Origin of the sequence: Paenibacillus sp. FSL R7-0273 (assembly GCF_000758625.1) — a bacterium.
Taxonomy (GTDB): domain Bacteria; phylum Bacillota; class Bacilli; order Paenibacillales; family Paenibacillaceae; genus Paenibacillus_AQ.
This window is the reverse complement of sequence record NZ_CP009283.1, coordinates 1993716-2011240: the sequence shown is the minus strand read 5'-3', so window position 1 is coordinate 2011240 and position 17525 is coordinate 1993716. Positions and strand designations below refer to the sequence as shown.

Genomic DNA, 17525 nt, shown 5'->3' with positions numbered 1-17525 from the left:
AGCTCCACAGAACCTGCCTATCTCCCGCCCGCCAGCTCTGACTCCGACTGCCCGGTTATAACGGAAACGATGCTCTCCCGCAGCACACCTGCACCCCGGGCCTGGAACGGATCGGCGTTCCAGATGACGGCATCGGCCAGATAGCCTTCGGCAATCCGGCCTAAATCATGGCCGCGCCCGAGGATTTCAGCCGCCCCGGAGGTAGCAGACTGCCATGCTTCCGCGCGGGTAAGGCCGTAATCCAGCAGCGTGTCCAGCTCCTGCAGGTTGTAGCCGTGCAGCGACGGAGTGGCGTAGTCTGTGCCGAAGCCGAAGCGCACACCTGCGCTTCGGGCATAGCCGATGGCCCGGGAATGGGCCTCGGCCGCCCGGGCAGCACGGTCGCAAATTACCGGCGGCAGCGCCAGCACGCCGGCAGGATCTGCGGCAATCCGGTAGATCGAGGCCGTAGACACGTAGGCTGTCCGGGATTCGGCCAGCCGTCCGGCCTGGTCTGCGGTCAGAAACATTCCGTGCTCGATCGATTCGACTCCTGCCGAAATCGACCAGTCAATGGTTACCCCGCCCCAGGTATGGACCAGCACCTTGATCTGATTGGCATGGGCGTGGCGGACAATGAAGTTGAACTCTTCTTCAGAGAACACGGGATCAAGCACCTTCTCCCCAGGTGCTCCAAGACCGCCGGTTGCCATAATCTTGACCCAACCCGCTCCGGTAGCATAAATCTCGGCCAGCCGGCCTTCCAGGAACTTCGTTCCCAGTGCATCAGCTGAACCCAGCATTTCGCTGCTGGTCTCAACCCTCAGCGGGTGCCCGTAGCTTCGGACGAGGTTACGGATGGTCTGGGGCGTAATGCCGCCGGCATCCCGCGCGGTCGTTACGCCTGTACGCAGGGTAGCTCCGAACGCCGCGCCTTGCATGGCCTCCACCTCGCCGCTGCTGCGCTTCAGCTGGTCTGCATGGTCAAAGTCCGTCCAGGCCAGATGGGTATGCAGGTCGATAATGCCCGGGCTAATCCAGAGATCGGCCTGAGGGGAAGCAGTCCCAGCCGGTCCAGGCTGCCCGGATTGCTCTCCGTGACCTTCCTGCCCCAACCGCTCCGCAGGTTCCCCCGGCACCGCTTCCTTCACGGAAGTAAACCTGCCGTCTCTGATGGAAATGTCATAACGCTTGCCTTCAATCCCCGCGATGCGGATTGCCTTGTAATCCAGCGCCTCCGGATGTTTGTTAAGCATGGGCGTTCCCCCATGCTGCCCGGACCGCCTGCAGCGCTGAAGCTGCGTCTTGTTCAAGCAGCTCAGCCAGCGTTGTAATGGCCTTTTCCACGCCAGGCAGGCTTGCATTCACGCCAAAATGATTGATCCGCAGCAGACGGCCGTTAAGCTCCCCGTCTCCCGGAGCAACAATGCCGACAGGCTGCGCAATTCTGAGGCGCTGATCTCCGCCAATGCGGACCGTGGTAGTCAGCGTGGAAAAATGCCCGCTGTCCTTCTGCCAAGGCTCAAGCCCAAGCACCTTGATGCCGGCATGAGCGGAGGCCGCCGCAGCCCTATGACGTGAGATGACCTGATCCAGCCCTTCCTGCTCAACCGCCGCCAGCGCTTCAATCAGCGCTCTGGCCTCCAGCGCCGGAATGTTAGGCGGAACACGTACCGGCTCTGTCCCGTCCGCCGGCTGCTTAAGATCCAGCAGAGACAGAATCGAATTGCGCGGCGCAACTTTATTGGTCTCCAGGAACTGCCAGCCGCGCGGCGAAATGCTGACCGCACTGACCCCGTTAGGTCCGCCCAGCGCTTTTTGCGCACCGACAGCGGCGAAGTCTACGCCCCACTCATCCACAAGCAGCTCTTCGCCGCCAACCGCCGAGACCGAGTCCGTGACCGTGATCAGGTTGTGGCTGCGCGCAATACGCAGGATTTCTTTTGCCGGATTTGACCCTCCGGTAACGACCTCTGCCTGCACAAAGGAAAGAGCATCGGGTTTAACCCGCTCTATAACTGCGGCAACCTGCTCTACAGCCACAACTTCATCGAACGGGACCTTCACTTCCACCACTCTTGCTCCGCCGCGCTCCAGCCACTGGCCGAACAAGCTACCGTAAGGTCCGGTAACTACATTAATAAACGTGCGGCCCGGTGCAGAAATACCTGCAGCCACTGCCTCAATCCCCAGAATCGCCTCAGCGGGGATAATAACCGGAGAATGCTCTGTAGACAGCAGCCGGGAGAGCTGGCTGGTCAACGTGCTGAATTCGGTACGTGTCAGCGGCACATATCCTTTAATTTCTTGGCTCATGTAGTCCTCCTGATGGTTTCATAGTTGGCATTTGGGGAACCGCGGACAGCAGCTCACGGCTGTAAGCCGCCTCCGGACGGGCAAAGAAGCTGTCACGCGGGCTAATCTCAACCAGTTGGCCCTGCCGCATGACGGCAACCTTATCACTTACAGCATGTATTACGCCCAAATCATGGGAAATAAACAGCATCGTCAGATTTAGCTCAGACTTGAGCGCGCCAAGCAGCTCCAGCACACTAAGCTGTACTGATACGTCCAGGGCACTCGTCGGCTCGTCGGCAATCAGCAGGCTGGGCTCTACGCTTAGCGCACGGGCAATGGCGATCCGCTGGCGCTGGCCGCCAGAGAATTCATGAGGGTATTTATCCAATGCTTTCCCCTCAAGCTGCACACGTTCCAGTAGCTGCCTGGATCTCTTCTCCACCTCCGCGCGGCTCACAATTTTGTGGAACAGCAGCGCTTCGGCCAGAATCTGCCGAATGGAATGCTTCGGATTCAGCGAGGCATCCGGATTCTGAAAGATCATCTGGATGCTTTTGCGCTGTTCACGGGTCCGTTTCCTTGAGAGCGGCTCTGTCCCCAGCAAAAGCTGCCCCTGATCCGGGATAATCAAACCGGCAATTACCCGCGCAAGGGTAGATTTGCCTGATCCCGATTCTCCTACAAGACCAAGGGTGGTGTGCTGCTCCACATCAAGCCTGATATTGTCCAGCGCCGTAAATCCGCCGTAACGTACGGTCACATTGTTAACCTGCAGGCTCAAGTCCATAAAGCACCGCTCCCTTCAGGTGCAAGCTCCGGCACAGGCAGCACCGAGTGAATCAGCATCTGTGTATATGGATTTTGCGGATTCTGCAGAACACTCAGTATATTACCGTGCTCCACGATTTCGCCTTTTTTCATCACGGCCAGCCTGGAGCACATCGCAGCAGCAACCGCCAGATTATGGGTTACAAAAATCATCGCAAAGCCCAGCTCCTGCTGCAGCCGGCCCACAGTCTCCATGATCTGCCTCTGCACCGTAACATCCAGCGCCGTGGTCGGCTCGTCACAGAGCAGAATGCCAGGCTTGCAGGCAAGAGCCATTGCAATGACAATCCGCTGGCACTGGCCGCCGGAGAGCTGGCCGGGATAACGGTCCGCCTCACCCAGCGAATCCGGCAGACCAAGCATATGCAGCAGTTCCAGCGCCGTAGCGCGCGAAGCTTTGCGGCTGAGGCGCTGTCTGTAATACACGACCTCCGCTACCTGCTTGACCACCGGACAGAGCGGGTCCAGCGCCCCTCTGGGGTCCTGGAACACCATGGCACTGTCAGCCCCACTCCGGATTACTCCGCCAGTCTGCTCGACGCCGCGCGGAAGCAGGCCAAGCACCGCCCGCAGCGTAAGCGATTTGCCGGAGCCCGATTCGCCGACCAGGCCCAGACTCTCGCCCTGCTGCAGTGAGAAGCTGACGTCCTTCACCAGCACCTCCTGCGATTTGGCAGTCAGCGTCAATGCCTCTATTTCCAAAACAGGTGTTGTAGCCATTATTTTTTCCTCCATAGATCTGCCAGCCCGTCGCCCACCAGCGACAAGGCAATTCCCGTGTATACCACGGCGAAGCCAGGCACCGCCGAGAGCCACCAGGCTGTCGAGATAAAGGACTGCCCGTCCGCAATCATCGTTCCCCAGTCGGGAGTCGGCGGGGCAATACCAATGCCCAGATAGCCTAGTGTAACAATCGCGACCAGCAGGCCGACCATATCCGTCATCAGCACGACCACTGCCTGGGGCAGCACATTCGGCAGCAGATGCCGCAGAATAATGCGGGGGCCGGACAACCCGAGCGTCTGGGCTGAAGCAATCCACTCCTGTTCTCGGAATGAGGCGCTAAGCCCGCGGACCACCCGGGCGAACACAATCCAGCCGACAAGGATAAAGGTGATGTAAATTCCGCGCTGGCCCGCCCCGCTGGCAAAGGCCACAATAATGACAATCAGATAAAAGGGAAAGGCAATAAACGTGTCCGTAATCAGAGTAATGACATTATCGGCCCATTTTCCATAATAGCCTGCCACCATTCCCAGAAAAATACCGGTACAAAACGGGATAATCTCCGCCAGCACCATAATGGTCAGGTCCGTCCGGGCAGCGTAGATCAGTCTGGTGAACAGGTCACGCCCCAGCTGGTCAGTTCCAAGCCAGTGCTCAGCGGACGGCGGCTGCAAAAACGCGCTTAAATTCTGCTCAGTCGGATCATAAGGGCTGATGTACGGAATGAAAACAGCCAGCAGGATCAGCACAGCGAACATAATGCCTCCTGCCAGCAGTGACGGAGTATTCAGAATCCGGCGGATCAGAGAAGTCCTGGCTCCGTCCGTCTGCAGTTCAGGGTAAAAGGTTGTCGTTTTCATCGTGTTCCTTTCGTCCGGGGATCCAGCCACTTGGCCAGAATCTCAACCACAAGGCTGATAATCACCACAGAAACCGCACAATATAGCGCAATTCCCTGAATGACCGGAAAATCCCGGTTTGAAATGGAAGTAAACAGCAGGCTGCCGATGCCCTTGATGCCGAACACCTGCTCAACAACCAGCGTACCGCCGATCAGATAGGAGATATTGACACCCAGCAGCATAAGCGTCGGCAATGCCGAATTACGCAGCACATGCTTAAAAAGAATAACCCGGCCGGGAATACGCGCAGCTCTCAAGGTAACCACGAAGTCGGATTCCAGCACCTCCAGCATCTGCGCCCTTAAAGAGCGGACAAGCGTTGGAATCTGGGAAAAAGCGACCGTAACCGCCGGAAGCGTCAGGCTGTACAGCATGCCGGACCAGCCTTCGCCCACACCGCCGACAGGGAACCAGCGGAGCCGGACACTAAGCAGCATAATGAAAAGGATGCCAACCCAGAAGATTGGCATACCCAGAGTAATCGCAGGAAAAATACGGATCAGATGATCCGCCAGCTTGTCCTTATTCGTAGCCGCGACCGTAGCAAGCAGGAGGGCAGCCACTACCGCGATGACACAGGCCATTGCAATCAGCAGCATAGTCACCGGAGCCCGTTCGGCAATCAGCACCCTGGTTGAGGTTCCCGAGATAATGGAATTGCCGGTATCCCCGGAGGTGAACAGCAGCTTCACGAACCGGATGAACTGCTCCCACAGCGGAAGATCAAGTCCGAGGGTATGATGCATGGCGGCGATCGCCTCCGGTGTGCTGTATTCACCCAGAATCATTTTTGCGGGATCACCGGGAACGATACGGATCAGAAAAAAGACAGCGGTCATCACACAGAGGATAACGACGGCGGCTCTAATTAGAGCCGCCGTCAGCCATCTGTAGGATCTACGGTTACCTGCCGCAGAGCTTTGCAGCTTACCCGGCATCATCATTGACCAATCCGCACATCTTCAAAGCGGACGCTGCCGTTAGGCAATACGGTAAGCCCTTCTACAGAAGAACGGGCGCCGATCAAAATGTCAGGGTAGTAAAGCGGAATGTAAGGCACTTCATCAGCCAGTGTCTGCAGGAGCTTAGTGTAAATCCCGGCCCGCGCATCACCGTCTGCCGTTTTTTGTCCTTCATACAGCAGCTTGGTTACTTCATCATTGGTATAATGCGTCCAGTACGATTTGCTGAAGCCTTCCGGATCGGTCTGGAAAGCCAGAATCGAGTTCGCTTCCGGAGAATCCGCCTGGCCGCTGTTCAGCATGGCGGAGAAATCATAAGCGAAGAACCGTTCACGGAAGGAAGCCAGCTCAATGGATTCGATCTCAATTTTGATGCCGATTGCCTGGCCTGCCGCTTGAATAATCTGCGCTTCCTGGGCTCTTGTGCTGTTGCCTGAGGCAATCAGCAGCTTGGTGCTGAACCCGTCAGGGAAAGCGGACTTCGCCAGCTCAGCTTTGGCAGCTTCAACATCATATCCCAGTGCTTTGATCGTATCATTCGCATTATAAGGAATAGTCGTCGGCAGCAGTGAGTTAGCAGCCTGGGCGTAACCGAAGGTCAGCGCCTTGGTCAGGCCTTCACGGTCCAGTGCCAGTGCAAGCGCGCGGCGGACATGCACATCCTTGAAATGCTCATCCAGCGTATTGAAGAACAGCTGCTCTGTTACCCAACTGCCGTTGGTTACTACAGCGGTATCTGCGCCATTCTTCAGCTCTTCAGCATTCTGCAGGGCAAGTGCCTCAACCGCGTTAACCTCTCCGGCCTTAAGCTGGTTGATTGCCTGGCTGTCGTCTTCGATCAGCTTATAGACGAGCTTATCGATGGCCGGCTTGCCTTCCTGCCAGTAGTTTGTGTTCTTGACGAACGTCACATCACCCGCAGGGTCCCAGGCTTCAATGGCAAACGGGCCGGTGCCGATTGGCTTTTTGAAGAATTCTTCCTCGGTTACCCCGCCGAAATTTGCCGGGATAACGCCGTTGGAGAAGTTAGACAGCTCGGAGATGAAAGGTGTATAAGGCTCCTGGAGCTTGATTACAAGCGTCTTGTCATCCTGTGCAGTTACACTTTCCACCTTGGCTGCAATCGCCAGCGGACCGCCGACCTTCAGGTGACGCTCCAGCGAGAATACAGCATCCTTGGCTGTAACTGCGTTGCCGTCAGAGAACTTCAGACCATCACGCAGCACAAAGGTATAGGTCAAGCCGTCTTCACTGATGGTATGGGAGGCAGCCAGCCAGTCCACAATTTCACCCTCACTGTTAAAAGCAACCAGGGATTCAAAAACCTTATCAATCGCAAACGCATTATTTGAGGTGATCTGATTATGCAAATCAAACGAGGTTACCGCAGCAGGCCGTCCATAGACAAAGGTTCCTCCCGCCGCCGGCTCACTGGTACTGTTGCCCGCATCTGCCGCCTGGCTCGCGCTTGGCTGGGCTGATTCACTGGCTGCAGGTGTATTATTCTGTCCGGAGCAGCCGGCAATCACCGCCATTAATAGAATTGCCAGTGTTCCTGACCCTAATGTTTTCTTGATAGAAGCTGTAAATCGCATGTCTCAATCTCCCCTTCCTATAAACCTTATATGTTTAGTATGGATTGTATTATGGTCCATACAATCCCCCCTGTCAAACAAAATTTACATTCTCTCGGAGCGGATAAAACTATTATATCCAATACAGGAAATGAATCCGTTTTAACATGTTAAATCAGCTTGTGTGCAAACCATTTCTTACCTTTAAATCGCCATAGAAATACCGCCCCGCGCACAGCCCACTCGCTGTTCATCGCGATCCAGACGCCAAGCACACCGAAGCCGAGCATAATTCCCAGAATGTAGCCGAAAACCACCCGGAACAGCCACATTGTCAGCATTGAAGTAATGGAGGTGAACCTTGAATCCCCTGCTGCCCGCAGTGCCGACGGCAAAATAAAGCTGACCGCCCACAGCGGAACCTGGGCAATGGCATTGACCAGCAGCACTATAAATAAATCATCGATAATTTCCGGAGGCGGCGAAAATATCGACACCAGCGGATGGAACAACGGCATTAGGATCAGCGCAATCAGGGCCAGAGAGCCGGAACCGATCCAGAGGAAGGATTTGATGAACTTTCTGGCATCAGCGATATTCCCTCTCCCGATGCTTTGGCCGACTACCGTCACAATGGTCAGCGACAGCGCACTGGCCGGAATCTGGAACACCATAGCTAATGAGCCGGCGATGGCATTGGTTGCGATAGCATACGTGCCCAGGCTGACAATGAAGATCTGGGTCAGCAGCTTCCCGCCGTTAAAGAACATCTGCTCCGCGGCAAACGGTACGCCGATGAACATAATTTTGCGCAGCATGCTAACCCGAATATGGAACAGGTCGCGAACACGTACACGCAGCACAGTGTCAACCTTGAACAGGTACACTAGAGCACAGATCATGCCGGTATACCGCGCGATGTTAACCGCCAGCGTCATGCCCAGCACACCCATATGCAGAAAATTAATGAAAACAATGTTCAGAATTACATACAAAAGGTTCATGATAAGCGACAGGATCAGGGAAGCCCGTGTCCGGCCGACACCGCGCAGCGCCCCGCAGACTGCCTGAACCACCGCAATCCCGAGATAGGAGATGCTGCTGCCGATCATATAGACCCGGGCATTGTCCAGCACCTCTGCAGAGGCTGACCCGAATAAAAGATTCAATATAGGTGAATGGAACGCCATGAGCAGAAGACCGATGCCCACGGCGATCAGCGACACCGAAGTGACTGAACCGGCTGTAGCCTGTGAGACCATCCGGTCATTTCCGCTGCCTTTATACTGTGCAACCACCACGGTTCCGCCCGTCGCAATGGCCACGAATACGTTGATCAGAAAAATATTCAGCGAATCGACCATATTCACTGCGCTGACAGCCGCCATCCCGGACGAGCTGATCATCGCCGTATTTACCAGATTAAGCCCGATAATAAAGGCCTGGTCAATCAATATCGGAAGAAACAAAGCGATAATTTGCCGGTAATCCATTCCTTCACCGGACAGGTATTTTTCCAGCCATTTTTTACTGCGGATTTGAGCCTGAAGCTGCATAACGATATCACATTCTTTTCTGTAGGATTGGAGTGCTCGAAATACATTCCTTCCAGTTTACTATAAAATTGCTCTTTCGTCTGTTAAAAGGGGCAAACTATACATTCCGGGATTAGCCGTGACTGCTTAAAAACCCGATAATAAAAATAACCCGCAGGCTAATGCCTTACGGGTAATTTGGGTTAAAGCAGCGTAAATCGTGCTGCGCATTCTATAAATGTTAATAGAGTACAGTTTTTATAGCGCAACTTCCCCGCCAGGATACAGTGTAGAGCTGTACAGCCGCTTAGGCTGCGGCAGCGGCCGGCCAGGCTGTGCCGGCTCCAGTGAGAGAGGCTCTCCGGCATAGACAGCCGCCAGCTCATCTGTATAAATGATGACCTGCTCCGTACCGCTTCCCAGCAGATCCCCGTGCACGGCGTAGCCCTGCTCATCAAACTGTGCAACCATGTTCATTTTACCGTCATAAAGGGCTGGCAGCACGCCTTCACCGCGCCGGTACGCCACAATGTAATCAGGCGCGTTTTTCCAGAAGCTGCTGACTGCATCCACAATCGTCAGCCAGCCGGCCGTTGTACGCTCCTCTTTCCAGAGCTCCCGGCCGTTCTGATCCAGCAGGAACATGGCGTCCTTTCCCTTGAGGCCCTTGCCGTCATCCTCGCGGACCATACGGTCAAGTCCGGCAATCTGCAGTCCCGGCAGCTCAGGACAGAAGCGTCCCAGCGCCAGATGCTGGGATTCGATAGAGCCCTCGTAACGCCATAGCTCCTTCCCGTCCCGGTCGTACATTACCGTAACACTGCCTCCGACCACAAGCTCCGGAAGCCCGTCGCCGTTCACATCACCGACCCACAGGCAATCCGCGTGATCATCCAGGTCTTTACAGCTCCACAGCAGCTTACCGTCTGCATCCAGCAGATCATAGCCGGCCATAACCTCATCACGCCCGTCACCGTCAAGATCGTATACCCACGGATAATGGCCTACGTTGCCTTCATGGGTCCACAGCAGCTGCAGGTTTTTGTCCAATGCCCACAGCCGGTGGTAACGGTCCTTGAGGATAATGTCAGAAGGGTGGTCATTACCGCTCAGGTTGGCAATAATAATGCAGTCATGCGCTTCAGCGGACGGAAGCTCATGCACTGCCTTAACTTTTCCCGTTGACCCTTCCAGAATCTGCAGCCTGTCATCCATGACACACAGCACCTCAAGGGCACCGTCACCGTCAATATCATAGATCTGGGCCGGATAATCCGAGCCCTGGCTGCCGGCGCCCTCATCCGGCTTCCCGGTCTGCCACAGCAGCCGGCCGTCCAGATCAAAAGCGGTCAGGCACTGCACCTGATGCGGAATATATCGTACATCCTGGCGGTTATCCGGCTGAACCAGCAGCAGCTCTGCCCTGCCGTCCCCGTCCAGATCCCCGATCAGCATTTTGCATCTTGGACCGGCGGCCGAAATATCGATCCCGGCCAGCCGGTGCAAGGCTTGTTTGTTAGTTTGGTTAGTGTTATCCACAGTAGCGCCTCCTTGTCTCCCATCCGTTTGCCCCGCCTGCGGCAGGTGCGAGCGGTCTCTTCCAGCCTGCTTCAATTAACCCAAGTCCACCGTCTGCCCGCCCGGCACTTCAACGATTTGACCGTCAACCTCCAGCCAGACTGCGGCAGCGTTCGGATTGTATACAAAATCCCGGCTGGCCGAAAAAATCAGACTCCGGCTGGCCTTCATATATTGGACAAACTCCAGATTAGTAGCGTACCAGATGTCATCCCGTCCGCCGGCCATGGCGCAGAATTGCTCCATCAGCTCCCAGTTATTGTCGTTGTCGAACTCATAGCTGTGGCCCCACACATACATCAGATACAGGTACTGCCGTTTGTGCAGGGCGATAAAATTCTCCCCGTGCTCAAGCAGATTCCTGTTGTGATGGCAGGTCGCCGGCCATTCCAGCCAATCCTCCGGCAGGCCGAAGCCGCCGGTGCTCTGCACGGTCCGGGCATACTCGATGCCAAGATGCGGCAGCAGCTTTTTGATCTCGGCCGTATACGATCCGTTCGGGTATGACATCCCGCGGACCGGCTGGCGGAGCAGCGCCTCCAGCACCTTGCGGTCCTCTATAATCTCTTCGACGATATATTCCTGCGGACAGCGGGCCATCGTCGGATGCCGCCGCGTATGGGCGCTGACTTCATGGCCCTTATACAGATGAGGCACCTCCTCTGCCGTAATCCGGTCGCCTTCACCCAGCAGACCGGAATTCAAGTGGAAGGTTCCTTTAATCCCATATTTGTTAAACAGGCCAACCAGCCGCTCATCCGCCCGTCTGCCGTCGTCATAGCTCATTGTCAGCGCCTTGTGCCGGCCTTGCGGATAGCAGTAATACACTCCAGGCATTGCTGTTTCGCCTCCTTGAATATAAATAGTTGTAACTCATGTAAAATAGCGCCCATTTGGCTGCATCTGCCGAATTCAGAGGCATTTATGCCTTTCATTTCGCGCTTTTGGCCGCTTCCGCCGAAATCAAAGGCATTTTTGCCTCTCATTTCACCAATTTAGCTACATCCGCCGAATTCAAAGGCACTTTTGCCTCTCATTTCGCCCATTTGGCCGCAACCGCCGAATTCAGAGGCATTTATGCCTTTCATTTCGCGCTTTTGGCCGCATCCGCCGAATTCAAAGGCACTTTTGCCTCTCATTTCGCAAATTTAGCCGCTTCCGCCGAAATCAAGGGCACTTCTGCCTTTCATTTCGCCCATTTGGCCGCTTCCGCCGAAATCAAAGGCACTTTTGCCTCTCATGGCGCGTACACAACCAGATCACTGTACTCTGCAATCAGCGGTGCCATCTGGCGGAAGCCGATCCGGCCGCCGGCCAGCAGCGGACCATAGGACGAGCCGTCATCGGTCCAATGCAGCAGCTGAAGCCCGTTAATTGCAAAGGTTACTGTAGACCCCCGCTTAACCACCAGCAGCTCATAGGCAGCAGTCATATCGGCCACATCCGGCAGCGGATCAGCCCCCTGCGCGACCAGATGGAAGCCGTAGCTCTTGCGCAGGTTGCAGGTGTGAAAGGAGCGCTCCTCCTCCCACATCCGCCGGAAATACGAGATGTGAAAAGCGTTCATCTCCCCATGATGATACTGGTCATATTCCCCTGTACGTGCGGGCAGCGACGGGTCGAACAGGTCTTTCCCCCCGGCACCGGCGGCAGCGAAGAACAGAATGGCCAGTCCAGGCTCGCGCAGCGGCCGGAATTTCCACGCCACTGCCACATCCGCCGGAAACACCTCCGGACACCAGAACACAACATTCGCCTTCTGCCCCTCCGAAGCATCCCGGGTGCTCTCCAGCCGCAGCCGGCCCATCGGAAAGGTTACGGCACCGTCCCCCTCCAGCCGGAAGCCGGCCGTCTGCTCCGGGCCCGCCAGCGTATTGCGGTATATCTCCCGCCACTGCTCCGGGATCAGCGCCGCGTTCTGCTGAGCTGTCATTCTTTTACCCCCTTCACGGAATCCCGCTCCGGCAGAGCCTCTGCAATCAGCTCCAGCGCAATAATCGTATTGAGCGACCATTGGGAGGCTTCGTTCGTATTCATCCAGCCGATTTCATTCAGCTCTTCCAGGTAAGTAACCAGCGTCTGCTCTTCCTGCAGATTGACGGCCCCGAAAGGATTCTCCAGCAGGATGCTCCAGCAGCGGTCAGCCGTTGCCCGGTCATCCTTGTACCATGCCCCGTAAGCAGCAATAGCGACACTCAGTACAGGGTGCTCAAACCGCAGCTTGCCTGTAATTGCCCCTCCCGCATAAGCATCCTTTTCCTCCTGTGGCAGGTTGTAGAAGACGCCGAATTCTGCCAGCATATCCTCCCACACCGGGTCCTCCAGCATCAGGGCGAGCTCGAACCATACCTGCGGCCCGCCCATGCAGATTGCCAGATGCCGTCCCCAGTTGTCATCGCCCATCGGGCTGAGGATGCCGGTTTTGGGATCATAGCCGTAGGTTGGACCGGAAATCAGCCGCAGATTAGCTGCCTTGATGCAGTCTATACCCGTCAGTATTTTGTCGCGGTAAGCCGTTTCTTCGTAACGTTCCCACCTTGTCATCCAGTTAGAGCTGAACGCCGCCCAATCCGGGCCAACCCTGGCATGTGTCGGAAATTCATCCTTGGGAAAATAAGCCCGCATCGGGTCCAGTGTTACAGTCGTATAGTCAGCATCCTTCACACTGTCCATGATGTCGCCGGTCCGCTCATCACCGGTAAGATAATAGTAATAACGGTGCAGTCCGGCCATTGCGATCCGCGCTTCCTTGCAGCCGCAGCCCCAGTGCACGACATTGTGCCGTGAGCCGAGGCCTACATACTCCCCGAAATGATAAACGTCCACCTCGCTGGTATGCCGGGTCATTGCCTCTGCCATCCGGAAAATATCTGCACGGCCGGTCCGCAAAAAGCTCACCCACAGCCACATATTCGGCACCAGCTCTGCATTCTGCCAGGCGCAGCCGCCCAAATCGTAGTTCCAGACATGACGCACCGGATCATAGCTGTGCATGAAATCGCCGTAATCCCAGAGGCCGTACCATTTCCGCTGTTCAACCTCTGTCTGGTAAAAGGAGATAATCCCGTCCAGCCGCTCCTCCAGATAAGCCTTGGCGGGTGTGCTCCGGTCAGGAAGACTCCATAGCCCGAATGCCCGGCTGCGGTGATAGTACTCCGGCTCACAGACGAGCAGCGGAGGATTCTCCGCCTCCTGCTGTATCCGCTGCAGACCGGCGGAATCCGGTGTCCCCGATGTACACCACAGGGTCAGCTCATTGGTGTTGGCAATGCCGTACGGGGTAGCCCGCAGCTCCTCTGCACCTTCATAGGAGGACTCCACATGGGTCTTGGTATCATAGTGGCGCAGATCCATTGCCGGTGCCTCCGGTGACCAGAACCAGACGGCAAGCACCGCTTCATCGCCGGAAGCACCGCTCAGCTCAAGCCCCGAAGGGTGCTTCTGCCAAAAATCCTTCAGTCCGACGGCCAGGCCGCCGCCCTCTGAGCCGACATAGCCCAGCCCTCCGGCACGCCGTCCCTCGGCTCCCTTGATCCAGACACAGTCTGGTCCGGTCCGTTTATGGACGGCAAAATGCTCCGAGGAATCCTGGACAAGCCGGAAGCTGTCCCATACTGCCGAATCCCGCAGCAGTCCGGTAAAATAAGCATCCTCCTCCGGGTCAAACTGCAGAGTGCGGCCTTCCAGCTGGGCAGCGAACAGCTCCGCATATTTGCCTTTGGTTCTGCGGGTATGGAGCGTCTTCGGTGATTCACTGAAGAGGCCTTCACTGCCGGCGAACCGGATATGCCGATTATACAGCGGCCCGCTCAGCGGCACCTTGAATTCGATACCCAGTCCCTTGATGAAATCCTCCTGCGGGTTACCGTCATAATGAAAGGTATGCACGAGCCGGATGGACTCAAGACCGGCGTAAAAATACAGCCGCAGCGTGTAGGGAAGCCATTCCCCGGCCCCGTTCCGGCTGCGGTGCCTGCCGTCCAGACGGATCACGGCGCGCAGCGGCCCTGATTCCTCCAGCACTGCCTGCTTAGTAACGCCGGTGAAACGTTCCTGACGCAGTGTCAGCTCACCGCTCAGCGTGTCACGCTGCTCACGGAGGCAGACCAGCCCGCTCCCGCTGCATACCAGCTGCCCGGCAAGGTACTCCTGCTCTTCTAAGCTGTAGGCCAGCGGCCTTGAACCCGCAGCTGTATCCTGAAGTCCTTCCGCTGCATTAACACCCTTCGAATCGCCGGAATATCCACGATTCACATGCTTACTTCCTGCCTGCTCCGGCATCCGGCGCATTATCTGCGAGATTGGCCCCGCACCCTGCTTGCCCACAGTGCACAAAATGATGCCGGTATCCACAATGTAAGCTTCCTCCGTCTCACGGACGGATACCTTTGCCGTATACTGGAGGGCTTCCGGCTCTGCATAACGTTCCAGTGTATACCCTTCTGCACTGCCTTCCGGACAGACCGCAGAATGAAATGACCACTTAATAGTACCGTCCGGCCAATAGGCGGCCGGACGGCTTTGCAGCGGCAGACGGGAATTACCGTCCGGGCTGCCAAGATATAGTGCAGAGAGCCCGTCGCGGTTCAGCTCTCCTTTGGTCCAGGGAACTCCCCACGTAACTCCCGCAGCCGCGGCGGGCTGGTTCAGCCAGTGTAAGCGGATCGGCAAGGCTGAAGACAAGGCTGTCATCTCCTTTTGGGACATCACCCAGGCAATCAAACCCTGCTGCCCACGTTAAAACCCCAGGCTTACCGGCTTCCGGTGCCCTTCTCCCCTTCATGCCGGCTAAGCTCACGGTAGCGTGTCGGTGTGATGTCCTCCTGTTTTTTGAATATCCGGTTAAAATAGCTCTGCTGATAGCCGACCTGCAGCGCAACATCGTTCATTTTCAGATCCGTGTCACGCAGCAGCTCTTTGGCTTTTTCAATCCGCAGCGCTGTTAAATAGTCGATAAAGTTCTGTCCTGTCACCCGTTTAAAAGATTTGCTGAGCAGGAACGGGCTGGTGCCCGTATAATCCGCACAGCTGTCCAGAGAAATATTGTCCATATAATGCTCCTGAATGTACAGCATGGCCTGATCAATCGTCCGCCGGATACCGGCATCTGAACGCTCTGACAGCTCCTTCAGGAAAGGAGAGACCACGTGATTGCGGAACCAGGGCAGGATCATCCCCGGCTCATGAATCTGCGACAGTCCGGCATAAAGATTACGGCCCTTGAACAGCTGGTTCGGGGCTATCCCCGCTTCCAGCACCGCATGCTGTACTGCACCGAGCAAATGCAGCATTCCCTGCTGCACATCGATAACCTTCGCTCCGTCAGCGGATAGCGTAGTGAGGAATTCCTCCAGCAGCCGGTCTGCCTCCTCCGCCTCGCCGGTGCGCAGCGCCTGAATCAGTCCGCGTTCCAGAGCGAACGAATATTGCGGCATATGTGCGCCCTCTCCTTCCCGCTCCAGTTGCTCCAGGCTGACTACCTGGTTTCCGCCCCCGTATCTGCGGTGGTTCGCTGCCTGCTTCACCGCTTCAAAGGAGCGCGGAATACTTGAGATATGATCAATAGGCGAGCTATATGCTACAGTAGCCTGCAGCTTAAGCATCCGGTTGATGGTTGCAGCCAGCACTTCTCCAAACGCCTGTACCCGGGCCGGCTCCGGGCCTTGGCCCGGTTCAATCAGCAGGATTCCCGCCGTCAGATTATGCAGGTTGACCGTCTCAGCATGCTCAAAATGCCCGGCAGCCAGCTCTTCGATAATGTTCACCGCCGCAAAGGACACCAGACTCTCATCCCCGCTGCGGAACTTACCCTCCAGACTGGATATCCCTGTCAGCTGAATGTACAGCACCACAAAGACGCAATTATCCACTTCCCATTTGTACTGCTTCATCCGGCCTAGCAGCTCCTGCTCGGAAAAGGCATAGAGATAGCCCTGAAACAGCTGGTGGAGGAAGCTGCGCTGCACATGCGGCAGCTGCTCCGAAAGGGTATATTGCAGGGCATTCTGCTGCCCGTGCAGATTCTGCCAGTGCCGCTCAATCAGCGTCACCTCATCCTCCCGGTCTTCAGAGACCTCGTGCTCAGGGAGCAGCGTCTTCAGAAGGCGGCGGAAAGGAGAATAGATCCGGCGGGAGGCAATCCAGGACAGGACAGCCGCGAGCAGCAGTGCGCTCAGGCTGACTGTAATAATGGTTCTGGAAAGCTCCACCACCGGGGAGGTTATACTTGATATCGGTGAAGCGGATACATAAACCCATTCCCTGGAAATCCGGGAGAAATCGCCATAGGTCACCGCATAGGTAGCTCCGTTCCAGTCATACAGGAAGGAGGTGCTGTCACCGCTGCCTCTTGCTTCTATAGCCCCCTGCAGCGCACCGACAAACGGTGTCGGGGCTTCGTCGATGCCGCTTCCGGAGATGAACAGGCCGCCTGATTTCTGCAGCATATACACTTCTCCGCTGTTATACGGAGTCATTGTCCGCAGCATGTCCGCAACCTTTTGTGTATCCATCCTCAGCAGCAATACCCCGAACGGCTGAAGGCTGCCGCCGGGAATATGGTGAACAAGAGTCATTTCCTTAGACTGGGGCTTCGCCGGGTCAAAGGCAGTCTCTGTCCAATAGGTGCTTTGCTCCGTTTTCATCAGCTCTTCATAAACTGCCGCCCCGGAGGACGTGACCGTGCCATACTCCGTACCGAATAGCACCGGCTGGTCGCCCGTAAGAAACAGCTCCACCTGACGCGCCATGGAATTGGAGCCCTGCATAACCAAAAGCGTCTTGGTAATATCCCAAGCCCGCTCATGATTCTTTGTAAAATCCATACCCTTAAGGCTATAGTCAAACTTGGGGTCAAAAGCCCAATGAGCCAGCATCAGCTCCAGATTGGACAGCTGGTCATCAATATTGGCGGCACGCTGCTCGATCTGCCGGTTATGCATTTCGAGCAGCTCATCCTCCAGGCTTCCGCCCGCCATCCAGTATACAAGCGATCCTATGATCAGGCCGGGAATGGATGAGACGATCAGCACAATAATCAGATTATTGCGGTAATAACGTCCCTTGCGCCCCTTCCATCCCCGTAATAAGCCCTTCCGCTTTTCTGTCATTCTATTCTCCATGTGTATCACCAGCCGAATTCAT

General features: G+C 56.1%; 13 protein-coding genes. All 13 read right to left on the bottom strand.

Annotation, left to right across the window (positions count from 1 at the left end; genetic code table 11):
- Window positions 1–17: 17 nt before the first annotated feature.
- Window positions 18–1235: an amidohydrolase family protein gene (locus R70723_RS08600; protein ID WP_039871387.1), complete on the bottom strand. Its 1218-nt coding sequence runs from the start codon at window positions 1233–1235 to the stop codon at window positions 18–20.
- Complete coding sequence (locus R70723_RS08595) at window positions 1228–2295, bottom strand: aminotransferase class V-fold PLP-dependent enzyme (RefSeq protein WP_039871385.1); 1068 nt, start codon at window positions 2293–2295, stop codon at window positions 1228–1230. The genes R70723_RS08600 and R70723_RS08595 overlap by 8 nt, the downstream gene beginning before the upstream one ends.
- Window positions 2279–3064 (bottom strand): ABC transporter ATP-binding protein, encoded by a 786-nt coding sequence (locus R70723_RS08590; RefSeq protein WP_039871383.1) that lies wholly within the window; start codon window positions 3062–3064, stop codon window positions 2279–2281. The genes R70723_RS08595 and R70723_RS08590 overlap by 17 nt, the downstream gene beginning before the upstream one ends.
- Window positions 3055–3825 carry an ABC transporter ATP-binding protein gene (locus R70723_RS08585; RefSeq protein WP_039871382.1) on the bottom strand — a complete coding sequence of 257 codons (771 nt, stop codon included), beginning with the start codon at window positions 3823–3825 and terminating at the stop codon, window positions 3055–3057. The genes R70723_RS08590 and R70723_RS08585 overlap by 10 nt, the downstream gene beginning before the upstream one ends.
- Window positions 3825–4691: an ABC transporter permease gene (locus R70723_RS08580; RefSeq protein ID WP_076418387.1), complete on the bottom strand. Its 867-nt coding sequence runs from the start codon at window positions 4689–4691 to the stop codon at window positions 3825–3827. Before R70723_RS08580 ends, R70723_RS08585 begins: the two co-directional genes overlap by 1 nt.
- Window positions 4688–5677 (bottom strand): ABC transporter permease, encoded by a 990-nt coding sequence (locus R70723_RS08575; protein WP_231574847.1) that lies wholly within the window; start codon window positions 5675–5677, stop codon window positions 4688–4690. The genes R70723_RS08580 and R70723_RS08575 overlap by 4 nt, the downstream gene beginning before the upstream one ends.
- Window positions 5674–7290 carry an ABC transporter substrate-binding protein gene (locus R70723_RS08570; protein ID WP_039871381.1) on the bottom strand — a complete coding sequence of 539 codons (1617 nt, stop codon included), beginning with the start codon at window positions 7288–7290 and terminating at the stop codon, window positions 5674–5676. The genes R70723_RS08575 and R70723_RS08570 overlap by 4 nt, the downstream gene beginning before the upstream one ends.
- Before the next feature lie 149 nt (window positions 7291–7439).
- Window positions 7440–8825, bottom strand: a complete 1386-nt coding sequence (locus R70723_RS08565) for an MATE family efflux transporter (RefSeq protein WP_039871379.1) — start codon at window positions 8823–8825, stop codon at window positions 7440–7442.
- A gap of 237 nt (window positions 8826–9062) precedes the next feature.
- Window positions 9063–10259 carry a hypothetical protein gene (locus R70723_RS08560; protein WP_231574909.1) on the bottom strand — a complete coding sequence of 399 codons (1197 nt, stop codon included), beginning with the start codon at window positions 10257–10259 and terminating at the stop codon, window positions 9063–9065.
- Window positions 10260–10418: 159 nt separating this feature from the next.
- A complete protein-coding gene (locus R70723_RS08555) occupies window positions 10419–11219 on the bottom strand; it encodes a polysaccharide deacetylase family protein (protein ID WP_039871378.1) in 801 nt (266 codons plus the stop codon).
- A gap of 400 nt (window positions 11220–11619) precedes the next feature.
- Window positions 11620–12315 (bottom strand): DUF1961 family protein, encoded by a 696-nt coding sequence (locus R70723_RS33345; RefSeq protein ID WP_039871377.1) that lies wholly within the window; start codon window positions 12313–12315, stop codon window positions 11620–11622.
- A complete protein-coding gene (locus R70723_RS08545; protein WP_047171361.1) occupies window positions 12312–15074 on the bottom strand; it encodes an exo-rhamnogalacturonan lyase family protein in 2763 nt (920 codons plus the stop codon). The genes R70723_RS33345 and R70723_RS08545 overlap by 4 nt, the downstream gene beginning before the upstream one ends.
- A 59-nt stretch (window positions 15075–15133) precedes the next feature.
- Window positions 15134–17491, bottom strand: a complete 2358-nt coding sequence (locus tag R70723_RS08540) for a helix-turn-helix domain-containing protein (protein WP_047171071.1) — start codon at window positions 17489–17491, stop codon at window positions 15134–15136.
- Window positions 17492–17525 lie beyond the last annotated feature (34 nt).

Excerpts from the sequence above, each read along its gene's own strand:
- R70723_RS08590 (WP_039871383.1), bottom strand. The coding sequence starts at position 3,064 with ATGGACTTGAGCCTGCAGGTTAACAATGTGACCGTACGTTACGGCGGA.
- R70723_RS08575 (WP_231574847.1), bottom strand. The coding sequence starts at position 5,677 with ATGATGATGCCGGGTAAGCTGCAAAGCTCTGCGGCAGGTAACCGTAGA.
- R70723_RS08600 (WP_039871387.1), bottom strand. The coding sequence starts at position 1,235 with ATGCTTAACAAACATCCGGAGGCGCTGGATTACAAGGCAATCCGCATC.
- R70723_RS33345 (WP_039871377.1), bottom strand. The coding sequence starts at position 12,315 with ATGACAGCTCAGCAGAACGCGGCGCTGATCCCGGAGCAGTGGCGGGAG.
- R70723_RS08540 (WP_047171071.1), bottom strand. The coding sequence starts at position 17,491 with ATGACAGAAAAGCGGAAGGGCTTATTACGGGGATGGAAGGGGCGCAAG.
- R70723_RS08545 (WP_047171361.1), bottom strand. The coding sequence starts at position 15,074 with ATGACAGCCTTGTCTTCAGCCTTGCCGATCCGCTTACACTGGCTGAAC.
- R70723_RS08555 (WP_039871378.1), bottom strand. The coding sequence starts at position 11,219 with ATGCCTGGAGTGTATTACTGCTATCCGCAAGGCCGGCACAAGGCGCTG.
- R70723_RS08560 (WP_231574909.1), bottom strand. The coding sequence starts at position 10,259 with ATGCTGATCGGGGATCTGGACGGGGACGGCAGGGCAGAGCTGCTGCTG.
- R70723_RS08595 (WP_039871385.1), bottom strand. The coding sequence starts at position 2,295 with ATGAGCCAAGAAATTAAAGGATATGTGCCGCTGACACGTACCGAATTC.
- R70723_RS08565 (WP_039871379.1), bottom strand. The coding sequence starts at position 8,825 with ATGCAGCTTCAGGCTCAAATCCGCAGTAAAAAATGGCTGGAAAAATAC.
- R70723_RS08585 (WP_039871382.1), bottom strand. The coding sequence starts at position 3,825 with ATGGCTACAACACCTGTTTTGGAAATAGAGGCATTGACGCTGACTGCC.
- R70723_RS08570 (WP_039871381.1), bottom strand. The coding sequence starts at position 7,290 with ATGCGATTTACAGCTTCTATCAAGAAAACATTAGGGTCAGGAACACTG.
- R70723_RS08580 (WP_076418387.1), bottom strand. The coding sequence starts at position 4,691 with ATGAAAACGACAACCTTTTACCCTGAACTGCAGACGGACGGAGCCAGG.